The organism is Gracilibacillus sp. JCM 18966 (assembly GCF_055392695.1).
Window position 1 is genome coordinate 2,205,207 of record NZ_AP043883.1, and the last position, 15,277, is coordinate 2,220,483.

13 protein-coding genes and 1 tRNA gene are annotated in these 15,277 nt (G+C 35.2%); 10 read left to right on the forward strand and 4 right to left on the reverse strand.

The window, feature by feature from the left end; translation table 11 throughout:
• Window positions 1-10: 10 nt before the first annotated feature.
• Together ACZ5N5_RS10580 and pdaA are read left to right on the forward strand one after the other, a co-directional pair.
• Entirely contained in the window at window positions 11-781 is a 771-nt protein-coding gene (locus ACZ5N5_RS10580; protein WP_277678266.1) for a YfkD family protein, read from the forward strand.
• Window positions 782-869: 88 nt separating this feature from the next.
• On the forward strand, window positions 870-1,658 hold the full coding sequence (gene pdaA, locus ACZ5N5_RS10585) for a delta-lactam-biosynthetic de-N-acetylase (protein WP_277678267.1): 789 nt from the start codon (window positions 870-872) through the stop codon (window positions 1,656-1,658).
• Between the two features lie 42 nt (window positions 1,659-1,700).
• Here pdaA and ACZ5N5_RS10590 read toward each other — a convergent pair whose 3' ends face one another.
• Together ACZ5N5_RS10590 and ACZ5N5_RS10595 are read right to left on the reverse strand one after the other, a co-directional pair.
• Window positions 1,701-3,788 (reverse strand): RNA degradosome polyphosphate kinase, encoded by a 2,088-nt coding sequence (locus tag ACZ5N5_RS10590; RefSeq protein ID WP_109985576.1) that lies wholly within the window; start codon window positions 3,786-3,788, stop codon window positions 1,701-1,703.
• A gap of 141 nt (window positions 3,789-3,929) precedes the next feature.
• Window positions 3,930-5,459 carry a Ppx/GppA phosphatase family protein gene (locus ACZ5N5_RS10595; RefSeq protein ID WP_464372449.1) on the reverse strand — a complete coding sequence of 510 codons (1,530 nt, stop codon included), beginning with the start codon at window positions 5,457-5,459 and terminating at the stop codon, window positions 3,930-3,932.
• 88 nt (window positions 5,460-5,547) lie between these two features.
• Here ACZ5N5_RS10595 and ACZ5N5_RS10600 point away from each other — a divergent pair, with 88 nt between their 5' ends.
• Window positions 5,548-6,420 carry a DNA-3-methyladenine glycosylase family protein gene (locus tag ACZ5N5_RS10600; RefSeq protein WP_109985574.1) on the forward strand — a complete coding sequence of 291 codons (873 nt, stop codon included), beginning with the start codon at window positions 5,548-5,550 and terminating at the stop codon, window positions 6,418-6,420.
• A 59-nt stretch (window positions 6,421-6,479) separates the two neighbouring features.
• Here the strand turns inward: ACZ5N5_RS10600 and ACZ5N5_RS10605 are convergent, their stop codons facing one another.
• Window positions 6,480-7,835 carry a tetratricopeptide repeat protein gene (locus tag ACZ5N5_RS10605; protein ID WP_054861549.1) on the reverse strand — a complete coding sequence of 452 codons (1,356 nt, stop codon included), beginning with the start codon at window positions 7,833-7,835 and terminating at the stop codon, window positions 6,480-6,482.
• 460 nt (window positions 7,836-8,295) lie between these two features.
• Between ACZ5N5_RS10605 and ACZ5N5_RS10610 the strand changes: the two genes are divergently transcribed.
• The 6 genes from ACZ5N5_RS10610 (at window position 8,296) to ACZ5N5_RS10635 (ending at window position 13,850) form a co-directional block, all read left to right on the forward strand.
• Window positions 8,296-10,416, forward strand: coding sequence for an ATP-dependent Clp protease ATP-binding subunit (locus ACZ5N5_RS10610; protein ID WP_464372450.1), 2,121 nt, complete (start codon window positions 8,296-8,298; stop codon window positions 10,414-10,416).
• A 435-nt stretch (window positions 10,417-10,851) separates the two neighbouring features.
• Entirely contained in the window at window positions 10,852-11,685 is an 834-nt protein-coding gene (locus ACZ5N5_RS10615) for a dimethylarginine dimethylaminohydrolase family protein (RefSeq protein ID WP_054787300.1), read from the forward strand.
• 115 nt (window positions 11,686-11,800) lie between these two features.
• Window positions 11,801-12,022 (forward strand): PLD nuclease N-terminal domain-containing protein, encoded by a 222-nt coding sequence (locus tag ACZ5N5_RS10620; protein ID WP_054787301.1) that lies wholly within the window; start codon window positions 11,801-11,803, stop codon window positions 12,020-12,022.
• A gap of 1 nt (window position 12,023) precedes the next feature.
• Window positions 12,024-12,932 (forward strand): ABC transporter ATP-binding protein, encoded by a 909-nt coding sequence (locus ACZ5N5_RS10625; RefSeq protein WP_109985572.1) that lies wholly within the window; start codon window positions 12,024-12,026, stop codon window positions 12,930-12,932.
• Window positions 12,932-13,708, forward strand: a complete 777-nt coding sequence (locus ACZ5N5_RS10630; protein WP_054861552.1) for an ABC transporter permease — start codon at window positions 12,932-12,934, stop codon at window positions 13,706-13,708. Before ACZ5N5_RS10625 ends, ACZ5N5_RS10630 begins: the two co-directional genes overlap by 1 nt.
• 69 nt (window positions 13,709-13,777) lie before the next feature.
• Window positions 13,778-13,850 (forward strand) — tRNA-Ala (locus ACZ5N5_RS10635).
• Window positions 13,851-13,882: 32 nt separating this feature from the next.
• Here the strand turns inward: ACZ5N5_RS10635 and ACZ5N5_RS10640 are convergent.
• Window positions 13,883-14,683, reverse strand: coding sequence for a helix-turn-helix domain-containing protein (locus ACZ5N5_RS10640; RefSeq protein WP_054861553.1), 801 nt, complete (start codon window positions 14,681-14,683; stop codon window positions 13,883-13,885).
• A gap of 99 nt (window positions 14,684-14,782) precedes the next feature.
• Here ACZ5N5_RS10640 and ACZ5N5_RS10645 point away from each other — a divergent pair, with 99 nt between their 5' ends.
• The gene (locus ACZ5N5_RS10645) at window positions 14,783-15,232 is read left to right on the forward strand and encodes an SRPBCC domain-containing protein (protein WP_054787302.1); all 450 of its coding nucleotides are present in this window, start codon (window positions 14,783-14,785) and stop codon (window positions 15,230-15,232) included.
• Window positions 15,233-15,277 lie beyond the last annotated feature (45 nt).

Below are 15,277 nucleotides of genomic sequence, written 5' to 3' on the forward strand. Positions count from 1 at the left end.
GGCGAGAGCGATGGAGAAAATAGGGCTAACGGTTGTGCTTTGTTTAATGACACTTAGTGCACCACTATTAGTAACGGCAAAAGAAAAAATACCTGAAAATGTTGAATCGATTAAGGAAGAGAATACGTTTCATCAATCAAATAACAAAGAAAAACAGGTTAAATTAGACAAATCGCTTAAAAAATTATTGGATGATGAAGATATAAAGATCGAAAATGAGAGCTTAATCAAGATGCTGAATGAAACGAAAATAAAACCATCCTTCTTTTCTATAGGTTATCGCGGCAATATTTATTTAGGTCATTGGCCATTAAATTATGAATCGGAGAAATCAAACATTAAGTGGGATTTTCAATTAGTTAACACAAATGAAGTGGAAAATAAAAGTGTTGAAAATGATGAAGAGATTTATTATCAGCAGTTAGAAGAAAAACGCGTAAATGGTGGATTGACTGCCAAAGTAGAAAAGCCTGACCAAATAAAGCAGCTTATTTTAAAAGAAGCAAAGAAAAGTTATTCTTTACCACTTTCCTTCCAGACTGTGTTTGGCGAAGATACGAAATTAAGTAAGACATATGAGGTTCCCGCGGGTCAAAAGGGTGAATTAGCTGCATATGTTCCTGCTTTACTCGAAAAAGGAGAAGTAACCTTTGGGGAGGTTTATATTGAATTAAGAGGGACAAAGAAAAAGATTGTGATTCAGAATGTAACGAAGCAGGAGGTAGGTGCCTTTATTCCTGTTAAGAACTATGTTACTTTACAATACCTCCCAAAGGGGTAAATTGGTAATTATACCATTATTATTATAAAAGGATAAAAGCATAACTTCATCCGTTCACGGGAAGCTAAAAATAAAAAAGGTGATTTGGATGAAAAATTCTTATGTAATCTTATTGGTAATATTTTGTTTCAGTTTTTTTCCACTGCAGGCCTATGCCAATAGCTATGGTTGGGGATACAAAAAAACAACAGATCATACTCAACCAGAAGTGGGAAAATATAAGCCGATTCTAGAGAAATATAATAGCTATTATGTCGATCCCTCAGGAGATAAGCATGTTTATTTAACCTTTGATAATGGCTATGAGGCAGGATATACAGAACAAATTTTAGATGTGTTAAAGGAAAAGAATGCACCAGCAACGTTCTTTCTGACTGGCCATTATGTAGAGGATCAGCCTGAGCTAACGAAGCGAATGCTTGACGATGGTCATACAATTGGAAATCATTCAGATGGTCATCGAGATTTTACGAAGCTTTCTAAGCAGGAATTTACAGAAGATCTTGAGGTTTTAACGAAAAAAATTAAAAAGGTATCAGAAGATGCCAATGTTCAGTATGTACGACCACCAAAAGGAACTTTTAATGAGCAATCATTACAATGGGCGAACGAATTGGGTTATACACATATTTTTTGGTCTTTAGCCTTTGTAGATTGGAATGAAGGCTCAGAAAAAGGCTGGAAGAATGCCTACGATCAAGTGATGGAACAAATACACCCAGGTGCCATTATTTTGATGCATACTGTATCTAAGGACAATGCGGATGCTTTAAGCTATCTTATTGATGATTTACGTAAGAAAGGCTATGAATTTAAAAGCTTAGACGATTTAATGCTAAAACAGCTTTTACCACAGTCTGTACTAGGTTTCGAATAATTTTCTATTGACGGGGATTTTTGTGCAAAAATCCCCGTCCTTTTATTCTTCATCTTCTAAAACTCTGTACGCCATATCAAATAATGTTAACTGGCTATCCATTATAGGCTCAGCGGATTGATCTTTAATATGAGTATAGCTTCCATCACTATCTTGGATGCGCGCTTTTGCTGTATCATGTAGCATAATTTGCAGTATATGATAAATTCTTGATTTAATTCTCCCCTCAAAAATAGGAAACATTATCTCCACACGTTTTACCATATTTCTAGTCATAAGGTCAGCAGAGGAAAGAAACAGTTTTTCTTCTCCATTATGATGGAAATAGTAAATCCGACTATGCTCAAGAAACCGTCCAACAATACTCCTTACCTGAATGTTGTCACTCACTCCATCCAAGCCTGGTTTTAAACAGCAAATTCCTCGAATAATCAAATCAATTTGAATACCAGCCTGAGAGGCTTCATAAAATTTTTGGATTAATGGTTTATCTGTTAAGGAATTCATTTTGGCAATGATTCTCCCATTACCATATTGTTTCTGATAATGAATTTCTGTATCTATATATTGAAGCAAATCATTTCTAATATCAAATGGTGCCATGGATAGATGATGAAAGGTTGGTTTTTCTGTATAACCACTTAAATAATTAAAAAAATTAGTAGCATCAATCCCAAATTTGCGTTTTGTCGTTAAATAAGACATATCTGTATAAAACTTTGCCGTTTGATCATTATAGTTACCTGTTCCTAAATGGACGATTCTTTCAATTTTTTGATTGGTTCGTCTTACAATTAAGGTGATTTTACTATGTGTTTTTAAGGAAATCATTCCGTATATAACATGACATCCAGCCTTTTCAAGTTCTTTTGCCCATTGAACATTATTCTCTTCATCAAAACGTGCCTTTAATTCCACAAGGACGGTCACTTGTTTTCCCATTTCCGCTGCTCGCTTTAACCCATCAATGATCGGAGAGTCGCCACTTACTCGATACAAGGTTTGTTTAATTGCTAATACATTTGGATCAGTAGCTGCTTCGCTTATTAAATCTACAACAGGTTCAAATGATTCGTATGGATGGTGTAGGAATACATCTCGTCTACGTACAGCATCATAGATACTTTCGTCTTCATAAATATCCTGGGGAGGCTGGGGGATTAAGGTTTGATAAATTAGCTGATCAAAATCCTTTTTAACATGGTTGCAGAAATCAGATAAAAAGGTCAAATCGAGGGGACCGTCTATCACGTATAAATCTTTATGATGGATTTCTAATACATGTAGTAAAAAATCAATCATTTTTGGACATTGTGCACGGGCATCGACCTCTAGACGAACTGCCGCCCCCCATTTTCGTTTTTTAAGTTCCTTTTCAATTTCCTTTAATAAATCCCGTGCCCCTTCCTCATGTATAGTCATATCGGCGTTTCGAGTAATGCGAAAAGTAGTTGTTGATTTTACTTGATAGCCTTTAAAAAATTTGCCGATAAAATAACAGATTAAGTCCTCTAACAATATATAGTCATGTCCTGAATTTACTTGGATAAAACGATCCAGTAATGCAGGTACTTGAACTATAGCTGTTTTAACAGCTTGATCATATAAATCCTCAAGTCGAACCGCTAAATTGATCGACTTATTTAAGAGCATAGGAAATGCCCTATATGCATCGATAGCCATTGGGGTAAGCACTGGAAAGATTTGATCATCAAAATATATCTCTAACATGTTGATTTGTTCAACTGTTAGATCTTCCATTGATAAAATCTTTATATTCGTTTTACTTAATGAATCGTGAAGTAGCTTATATATATCATATTGTTCCTCAACAAGCTCATGATTAAAGGAAGAAATATAAGCAAGCTGTTCCTTAGGTGTTAGCCCAGATTTATTATCCTTCCGATTATATCCTGCCTTCACTTGATCCTTTAATCCAGCCACCCTTACCATAAAAAATTCATCTAAGTTAGATGAGAAGATGGCGAGGAATTTTAAACGTTCTAATAATGGATTACTTTCGTCAGCGGCTTCTCCTAAAACTCTTCTATTAAAAGAAAGCCAGCTAATTTCTCTATTATTATAATAGGTAGGATGACCTAGCTCTTCTTTCGTTTCAATTGTAGCCATTCAAATCATTCCTTTTTCGTGAACTATGAACATTTGTTAGTAGTGGTTAATGAGATGATAGACTCACCATTACTTTTCTATCATAACGCTATGAAAAGGAATTTTTGTTAATGCTATGTTAATTTCATGTAAATTAATTCTTTACAATTTTGGCTTGAAGATTAATTCAATATCTGTTTTCACTATTTTCTCGAGATGCTTTTTTTGTTTTTCTGCCTGGTATTCCTCTGGTGACCAATCACCTATACACTCTAGCTCAAATATAAATCTATCTTGCTTTCTTGTTATCGATAAATCAGTAACAATCTGTCTTCTCGTAGCATCTAAGCAATAAGTAAATTTTAATATAGCTCCAAGATGACGAAGCTTTTTACGTTCTTCCTTTAGAAACCATGTTTTGTATGGCTTTATAAATTGTTTGAATAACGTATTATTTTTATAGGATGCAATCAAGGCAATCATTAATCGCTCGCGATGCATTAACCCATCAATCGTACGGTTTGCAAGTAAATAGAACGTATGCTGAGCACTTGCTTCTGCATCAATGTATTCTCCTAAATGACACAAATAGCTCGCTCGTTTTAATAAAGACCAATCTTTCTTGCTAAGATGGATTACACCATTGTCCTTCAAATAGTGAAATAGCCTACGAGTAAGGTATTGGACATGAATGATTTGCTTTGAATCAAGGTTATAATCATTAATTAATTCTTGAATGCTATCTTCCAACACATTAGGGAAGAGTAGAGACCCCATCTCCTTTGACAATTGCTCAAAGAATACACCATCTCGTAATCCTTTCCTACTGAGAATAAAGCAGTCTGCTTGGATGGTTTGATATAGTGTATGGAAAACCTCTATAGCAGGAATGATAATGTCTGCTCTGTCCTTCGATAATCCTTCTACTTTTAATAGTTCTTCCTTGTTCCGTGAGGTTAAATAATGACTAACTGTTTGGATGTCTGTATCATACATCTTATATTGATGGAGTCCTGCTAGCGGATATTTTTTCAGATTTTGTTCGATTTGCACAAGGTTCCGAGCACTTCCACCAATAGCAATTAACGGAACTTCTTTTCCAACTAACCATGGCAGATGATGGAATTCCTTACTTAGAAAATGATGAAGTTTTTCAAGCTCTTCGTAAGTGGGAATATCCTTCTGGAAAAATTCCTTAAGAGTTAATGCTCCAAATGGGAAGCTGTGTGATTCGACTAGTTCTCTTTTTCTAAAATAAGTGACTTCGGTACTACCACCACCAATATCGACGGTAATACCAGTTTCAATAGAAGTAGAGTTTACTACAGCTAGAAAACCATAGAAGGCTTCTTCCTTTTCAGATAAAATGCGCATATGAAGATTCGTTTTTTCCTTCACAATTGCTTGAATATCTAGTTGATTCTCAGCTTGTCTAATTGTAGCTGTAGCAACACATACGATCTCTTTTAAATCATAAGTAGCCAATACATGCTTAAAGCTAAGTAATGTCATGATGAGCTTATCTATCCCTGCATTTGTTAATTGGTTGTTTGTATCCAAGAATGTTCGAAGTCTCGCTACTGCCTTTACATTTTCAACCTCTTTTAACCGACCACCTTTTTCTCGTAGATAGATAACTAAGCGCATAGTATTCGAACCGATGTCAATTATGGCATAATATTGCTTTTTCATTGTAACCACCTATTTTTATTGTTGTGTATTTGGTTTGATTATACCATAATGGAAAGAAAATACTGAAAAAGGAAAAGGTGTGTCTGTAATGTGGAAAGAGCAAATTGATCTAACATCATCTTATGATTTTGATTACATACTTATGCGTTTGGCTATGGATCCACTAAACAATATTAATAAATTGGAGCGAAGAATTACAATTCCTCTCAGAGTAAAAAATAAAAATACATTAGTAAAGGTCACCTCCCTAGGTACGACGGAGAAACCGAGCTTTCTATTGGAAGGAAGTCAAGAGGAACAAAAGGCGACGGTATTGGAACAAGTTAAAAAAATCTTTGCATGGGATGAGGATTTACAGGCAATTCAAAAATTCTTTGAACAGACTGACCTAAAGCAATTATTTAAGAAATATCCTTATACACCACTTGTAAAGGAATTTGATTTGTTTAGCAATCTAATGAAAACAATAATCCACCAGCAATTAAATATGTCTTTTGCCCAAACTTTAACTGAGCGATTCGTGAAAACATATGGAGAAAAAGTAGAAGACACATGGTTTTATCCGGAACCAGACAAGGTTGCAGTGATTCCATACGAAAAGCTGCAAGCAATGCAATTTAGTAGAAGAAAGGCAGAATACGTCATTGATACTGCCAAACAAGTTGTTCAAGGTCATATTAATCTCTCTACCTTCGAGACAAAAAATGATGAAGAAGTCATTTCAACATTGACGAAATTGAGAGGAATTGGCCCATGGACAGCCCAGAATTGGCTCATGTTTTCTCTTGGTAGGAAAGATCTTTTTCCAGTAGCAGATATAGGGGTGCAAAATGCATTAAAGAAGTATTATGATCTAGAAAAGAAGCCAACCCGTGATAGGATGCAAGGCTGGAGCGAGAAATGGAAGCCTTACCGTTCCTATGCAACGATGACACTGTGGAGAAGTATAGAGGAACGGTAAGCACGAAGCGCACAAGCCATCAGTGGGGAAAAACTCTCCACTGATGGGAGCTCAATATATTACGAAGGCATGTTAAGTAAGAGCTGTTGATAATTGTTGGCTTGTTCTTTATCACCGATAGCCTGATAGCTTTTTTGTAAATATTGTAGTGATTTAGGATTTTCAGGATTTAACTCCATTTCCCATTCAAAGCACTGAATAGCCTTCTCGTATTGCTCGAGTTCAAAGTATAATTCTCCTAACGCGAGTTGCTCATCAGGATTGTTCTCATATTGGCCCATTTTACATAGTTTTCTCGCAATAGGTAGCTTTGTATTTGGAAGCTTTTCCACTAATTCTTCGATCGAATAGAAGGGCAGTAGCTTAATAATACAATGATGGATTAATGGCTCTAATTGAGCCGAATCTTCGATAAGTTCACTTAACAAAGGAAATATCTCCTCTGTGTATCGCGACAGCTGTTTTCCATTCATTTGGTGTATAGCATTTACTAACAAATCAAGAGGTATTGCTATTTTTTGCTTTATTAGATGATGGACGATGGTGGTGTATGCTTGTTTTGATTCGAGTTTATTGTAGATCGTTAAGCAGCTAGGATCGTGTTCAAGGAGCTTCTCCCACAACGAAATGATGCAGTCATCAGGTAATAGGTCTTCGATTAATGTATCGAATTGCTCTATAGCTGAAATGCTAATAGGAGGCAGATTTTGAAGGATATGATCATAGTTAGCAAAAAGTATATCAAAAACTCTGTCTTCTTTTTGTAATAATCGTATCACACGGTTAAATTGGGTAGTAGATAATTGTTGTTGAGAAAGCTTTGCTTCTAGATAAAGGGCGTCGTTATCGAAGGAAAGATCTGTCATTTCATCATACAGAACTTTATATTTTTGAAAATCTATGTGATGGATCATGTCACTTGCAAATCGATCATGAGGTCGTACTTGTGCATAAGTTATGAGGGTACTAAACGCTTTTTTTAGTTGTCCATTTCTTCTATATTGGTAGAAAACTTTTTTGCAAAGTGCTTGAATCTTCTTCTCATTAATAAAGTTGTCGAACATGGATAGTATATATAGCATTTCGTTATCGTTATATTTATCTTTTAGTTTTTGAAACATTTGATTGAATGAAATGGTGCGATAGTTTTGAATAGTGGATACAAAAGCTTCAGTGAGAGGGTGTGTAGCATTGTAAGTAGTTCCATAACGGTATGCAGTAGCTAAAAAGCTGTTCCTTCTTACTTCGGTAGTTTTCTTACCATTTATACACTTATTCTTATAAAAAATCACTGTGTAATATTGATTGTTTTTACTAATAGCATCTAATATTTTGGCCTGTTTGAATATCGTTAATTTTGTTACTGTCATTGGGATTTTTTTCTTGTTATGATGTAAAAGGTTAATTTTGACCATATAAAACAACTCCTTAATACCAGGATACGTTTATTTTAACATAGTTAATTTTTTCAATAAAGCGGGACTTTAACATTAATAGATAGAATTAGTCGTAGAGCTCGGTTAAATGTAAATTGTTTGTAATGTTTTATGGAAATGAGATATTTATGGATACGGTTATGCTATGATAGAAAAAAAGCTAACTAGGAGGAATACAATGCTAAAAGAAGTGATTTGGTCAATAATTTTAGCATTAGCCTTTATTTTTATCCCTTTTGGAGTTGTTATATAAAATATAGATACTTAATCAATAGAGCCAATCTACTATAGTAGGTTGGTTTTTGTTTTTTAAATTTAAAGAAAAAAATTTGAGCAAAAGTCTTGAAAGTCAAAAAAGGTCAAAGTATAATATGAGTTACATAAAGGTCAAATATAGTCAAAGTCAAATTGACCTTTAAAATTGAAGGAGGAATGAATGATGAAATGTCAGCATTGTGGTATTCGTCAAGCAACAATTAATGTAAGCCTTCGATTTAATGACCAAACACAATCCTTGCATGTATGTGAGACATGCTTTCAAGAAATACAAAACAAAGCACAAAATCCATCTGGAATGTTTGGAGACAAAGGATTTGAAGGCTTCTTTGCAGGAGGAGCAAGTGGTTCTCATAAGGCAACTTCCAGTACTTATACGACGAATGGATCTAACGGAAATGGGTTACTAGATCAACTTGGTAAAAATTTAACAGATGCAGCAAGAGCAGGTTTAATTGATCCTGTTATTGGGCGTGATAATGAAGTGAAGCGTGTAATAGAAACATTAAATCGTAGAAATAAAAACAATCCTGTACTAATTGGTGAACCTGGTGTTGGGAAAACAGCAATTGCTGAGGGATTAGCACTAAAGGTTGTGGAAGGAAATGTTCCAGCTAAGCTTTTAAATAAAGAAATCTATATCCTTGATGTCGCATCTCTTGTAGCTAATACAGGGGTTCGAGGACAATTTGAAGAAAGAATGAAACAACTTGTATCAGAGTTGCAAGAACGTCAAAATGTTATTCTTTTTGTTGATGAAATTCATTTGTTAGTTGGGGCAGGAACTGCTGAAGGATCTCAAATGGATGCAGGAAACATCCTAAAGCCAGCATTAGCACGTGGTGAGCTTCAATTAATTGGAGCTACTACCTTGAAAGAATATCGAAAAATTGAAAAGGATGCAGCACTTGAACGTAGATTCCAGCCAATTATCGTAAAAGAGCCTAGCATGGAGGAAGCTGAGCAAATCTTGCTAGGGTTGAAAGAACGATATGAGAACTACCATAAAGTTAGCTATCCAGATGAAGTACTTCGCGCTGCAGTAGTACTATCTAAACGCTATATTCAAGATCGTTTCTTACCTGACAAAGCAATTGATCTACTTGATGAAGCTGGGGCTCGTTTAAACCTAGCGGTAGCAGAAACAGACCATGATTCATTACAGCAACGACTTGATGAAATTGCCAAAGAAAAAATGGAGGCAGCAGAACGAGAGGATTATGAACGAGCAGCAAATCTACGCCACCAAGAGATTAAATTAGAGAAAAAACTAGAAGAACAAACAGAATCACCAAAAGCTGTCGTTTCTATTGAGGATATTCAACAAATAATAGAAGAAAAGACAGGAATTCCTGTGCGGAAAATTCAATCAGATGAACAGTCTAAGATGAAAAATCTAGCACAAAACCTAATGGGAAAAGTAATAGGACAAGAAACAGCTGTCAATAAAGTAGCTAAGGCCATTCGTCGAAGTAGAGCAGGCTTAAAAGCAAAAGGTCGTCCAATTGGGTCCTTTTTATTCGTTGGTCCAACTGGTGTAGGTAAAACAGAATTAACCAAGGCACTCGCTGAAGAATTATTTGGTACAAAGGATGCCATGATTCGCCTTGATATGAGTGAATATATGGAGAAACATGCCGTTTCCAAAATTATTGGTTCGCCACCAGGATATGTAGGTCATGAAGAGGCTGGACAATTAACAGAAAAGGTCCGCCGCAATCCTTATAGCTTAATATTGCTTGATGAGATTGAAAAGGCACATCCAGATGTGCAGAATATGTTCCTACAAATTATGGAGGATGGTCACTTAACAGACAGTCATGGTCGAACCGTAAGCTTTAAAGATACGGTGATTATTATGACAAGTAATGCAGGAACAGGTGTGAAAAATATAACTGTCGGATTTAATAGTGACAACAATGAAGCAGTATCAACACTTGAAAATTTAAGTGATTATTTCAAACCTGAATTCTTAAATCGTTTCGATGCAATCATTCCTTTTAATGAGTTGACAGAAGCTAACTTATTAGCGATTGTCGATTTAATGATTGCTGAACTAGAAGAACACCTCAAAGACCAAGATTTAGATATAACTATATCTAAAGAAGCCAAACAATATATCGCGGATAAAGGCTATGATCCACGTTTTGGTGCAAGACCATTACGACGTGTTATCCAAGATAAAGTAGAAGATGGAATCACAGATGTTGTTCTTGAGGAGGAAGAAGTCAAGAAATTAAAAATTGTCTTTGAGAACAATGATATTGTGGTGAAAAAAGCATAAGAAGGAATTAAAACTCTAGCCAGAAACGGCTAGAGTTTTTTATTGGGGTTTGTGGAATCTGAGTTTAATGCAATATATTACATAACAAAAGGAAGCACGATAGACTAGATAGGAAAGTCGACCGTGCTTGTTTAATAGTATTATTTCATTTTATGCAAACATTATTGAAATATGACTCTGAAGGTTAAAATGACAAAGGTAAAAAAATTAGGGTTTTTCATTCTTTTTCGTTTCATGTAAATCCCTCCATTTTTTATTGTAACTCAAGAGTAGCATCGAAAAAGAGAGGGTGAAATGAATTTGTTAGAAAATGTACCCACCTTTTTCCTGAAGGATTCTGTCTGGAATAGAAACAAAGGATAAAGAATGAAAGTATCATTTTTTGGTATAATAAAAGCATGATTTTATTATCTTACAACAGAGGGGGCGCTAGATTTGGTATTTCAACAAAATGAATTCGACGTATTAGAAAAAGTAATGGTGTGCCCACCAACCTATATGAGAATTACAAATGTTATAAATGAAACACAAAAATTTTATAAAGACGAGAATATAGATGTAGAAATTGCCAATAGACAGCATGAGCAATTTGTGAGAACCCTAGAGGAACATGGCGTTAAGGTGCTATCCATTGATCCTAAAGAAGAACTAAATGAACAAGTTTTTACACGTGATATAGGCTTTACAATTGGTGATACGGTTTACATATCGAAGATGGGGAGTGAAATAAGGGAACATGAAGTCGAGCTCCTAGAAGAATTTTTGAAAAATAGAAATTTTAATTACATGAAATTAACTACCCCTTCCATTGAAGGAGGAGATGTAGTACTTGCGGGAGATAGAGTATGGATCGGTATTAGCGAAAGGACCACCTATCAAGCTGTCGATGCTCTTCAGGAAATAATTCAAGATAGGAAACTCATGCCTATACCGATTAGTGAAGACATTCTCCATTTAGATTGCGCATTTAATTTGCTCAGTGAGAAAGAAGGTTTAATATATACATCAGCATTCAAACAAAGAGAACTGGATAGATTAATGGAAATGTATGATCTAATCGAAGTTTCGGATGATGAACAGTTTACACTTGGTACCAATGTCTTTTCGATTGGTAATAAAACAGTGATTTCTCTTCCTGAAAATAAAAATGTTAACTCTGAATTACGTGCCAGGGGTTATCAGGTTATAGAGGTAGAGTTTTCAGAGATAATCAAATCTGGTGGAGCATTTCGTTGCTGTACATTACCAATAAGAAGGACAAATAGATAAAATATTGGAGCTTGGTGACATACCAAGCTTTATTTCATTGTGTTAACCATTCGTATTACTTTTTTGAAACCTTTTATTCACCTTAAACGTAACAAGGATTAGGAGGTGAGTCTTTATGCAAGATTTCACTAATGGTTCGATAGAAGATCTGGTAGAATTCCTCCCTATTATTGCTCCACTTATACTTATTCAATTGATTTTAATGATTATTGCAATTATTTCACTTATAAAGGCGGATGACACAAATGGTCCTAAACCTATATGGGCAGTAATTATTGTTTTTCTCACTTTTATCGGTCCAATCTTATATTTCATTGTTGGAAGGAGACAGTCATAACATGTCGGTTATAAAGGTGGAGCAATTAAAAAAGGTCTTTAAAGGTAAAGAAGTAGTGAAAGGGATAAGCTTTGAATTAAATAAGGGAAGATGTGTTGCTTTACTAGGGCCAAATGGCGCTGGAAAAACAACAACATTACGTATGCTTTCCGGATTATTAAAGCCTAGTAATGGTTCGATCAAGTTTCAAGAGAAGAATGCTCTAAATGATATTAGGTATTCTATTGGTTATTTACCTCAATATCCAGTTTTTCATTCATGGATGTCAGGTAAGGAATTTTTAATGTATGTCGGCGAGCTTGCCTACCTTTCCAAAAAAGAAGCCAATGAAAGAGCCGAAGAATTATTAAAAAAAGTAGCAATTGATGATGCGAAAAATCAAAGAATTAGCAAATATTCAGGTGGAATGAAACAAAGACTTGGAATTGCACAAGCGATGATGCATAAGCCGAAGCTTCTCATGTTGGATGAACCAGTATCCTCACTAGATCCAATTGGTCGGCGTGAAGTACTTACACTGATGGAAGAATTGAAGGAAGAAACAACTATTTTGTTTTCCACTCATATCTTAGGGGATGCAGAAGAAATTTGTGATGATTTATTATTATTACATCATGGTGAAATACTAGAATCAGGATCTATCGATGATCTGCGAAAGAGACATCAATCACCTAAGTTTGAGCTCAGCTTGCGCGATAGTGCAAATAAATATGTGGACAAAATCGAAAGGCTAGAATCTGTGAATACGATCGTACTTGAGAAAGGTGAACTTCATATTTTTGTTAATGATATTGCTAGAGCCCGTGCAGAGATTTTAACAAAAGCAGTGCAAGAAGATTGGCCTATAGTAAAGTTTGAATTAAGTCGAACATCTCTTGAGGATTTGTTTATGAAGGTGGTGCAAAGCTGATGCAATGGAAGACAATTTTTATGAAAGAGTTATTGGAAGATTGGCGGAGTTATAAATGGATCTGGGTTCCACTTGTTTTTATATTGTTCTGTATTATGGACCCATTATCTACGTATTATTTACCACAAATCATCCAAGCGGTTGGTGGCTTACCAGATGGAGCAGTTATTGATATACCTGAAACAGAACCAGAAATGGCAATTATGATGAGTCTCACTCAAATGAGTATGCTCGGCGTGTTAGTAGTTATAGCCATTACAATGGGTGTTATCGCAGGTGAAAGAAAAAGTGGCGTTGCAGAACTTATTCTAGTTAAGCCAGTCCGTTATGTAACTTATATTTTGGCTAAATGGAGTGCCAAGCTTTTATTAGTATTTGTCTCTTATTTAGTAGGAATGCTTGCAAGTTGGTATTATGTAAATTTATTATTTGGTGAAATTACAATTATAGAATTCTTCAGTTTATTCTTGTTCTACTTTGTTTGGCTCATATTTGTTGTCACGCTCACTGTTTTTTATAATACAATGATGAAGGTTCCTGGACTTGTCTTAACATCAACAGTTATAACAATAATGGCGATGTCAGTGTTGAACCAAATTTTTTCATTTCGTTTACCCTGGTTACCAAATAGTATTAGTGAGCATATAACCACTATGCTTACTGAAGGCTCTATTCCAAATGAATTGTGGATGGCATCAGCCATTACCCTGGGTCTCTCATTGATTCTTTTACTATTTTCAAGATATATTTTTCAAACAAAAGAAATGGCGGAATAGAAGAGTATTAATAATTAATGCTCTTTTTTACTTGCTACAACTTTCATTAATTGATAATATAAAATTTACGGGGCATTAGCTCAGCTGGGAGAGCGTCGTGCTGGCAGCGCGAAGGTCATCGGTTCGAGCCCGATATGCTCCATTTTTTTTTTTTTAAAATTAAATAATCACTTCCTAGCTTTCCTTAAAATATTTTTCAGGTGATTTCCCAACAATCAAACGAAAGTCTTTAATAAAGTGTGCCTGATCATAGTAACCCAGTCTTGTGTACAGATCTGCCCAATTCTTAGTACTACCCTTATCAATGCTTTCCACTACTTCATGAAGTCGATAACGCTTGATTACCCATTTAGGGCTAACGCCAACATAGCGGTCAAACAAGCGTTGAAGCGTTCTCACATGCAAATTGAATTTGTTCGCCACATCTTCCACTTTGATAATTGACCGATCTTCTCTAATGAATAAAACAATTTGAGAGATTAAATCAACTTTTTCATCAGGTTCCGGCAGATTAGAACATATTAGCTGGTCTATTAGTGGAATAGAGAGTTCAGCCACATCATGGTTTTGAAAAAGTTGATCTCGAATCGTTTTACTGTCTATATGGAAAACCTCTTGAAAGTCGATCGATTTTTCCGTTAGTTGAGATATATCCTTTTTCCAGAGTGGATAGAAACCTCCAGGCAAAAACTTTACACCAAATACCGAGCCCCTACCTTCTAACAAATGGGAAGAAATAGTGCGCTTTATTCCATGAATACTGGCATAATCTTTTTCGAAAACCAAATTAATATTAGGATGTGAAACAACATGTTGTTCGTATGGTGTGTCCTCTAATAGATCCCATCTTACAAACCAATAATGTTGAACAATAGCAGATGCTTCAATACTAGGTTTATAGCGATGAAGAGTAAACTTCTTACTTCCTTCCTTTGAATGTAGAATCCCTTTTGGAACTGTAATTACTTTTTTCAATAATTCTCACACCTAACTTATATGTTTGTCGCATTTATACAATACATTTTGATGAGGTTATTATACCATACTAGTAAAATGGAATAGGAGGAATGACAAATGGATTTGAGTTACGATTTTTATATCAATGCACCAATAGAAAAGGTATGGGAAACGCTGGTATCCGATGAGGGGGTACAGCAAACCTTTTATGGATGTACGATCCGATCATCTTTTATACCAGGTGAGACTATTTCCTATATCGGACCTGGTAATGATGGTGAGGAGACAGTTCATGTATATGGAAAGATATTGACATGTAATCCATTAGAAAAACTGAGCTTTACGGAACATCCTGGTCCTTCGTATAATCAAGATCATGCTAACCTTGAGACACGTATCACTTATACTTTAACTACTGTTGGAAACTGTACGAAATTAACTTTAATAAATGATCTATGGTCACAAGAACATCCATCCTATAAAAGCACGAAAGACCATTGGCCAATGATTTTAAGTAATATCAAAACTTTTACGGAAACAGGGAAACAACTTGATTTTGGATTTTAAGCCATAGCGATTGATGCTATGGTTTTTTTGAAATTAAAGTATCGA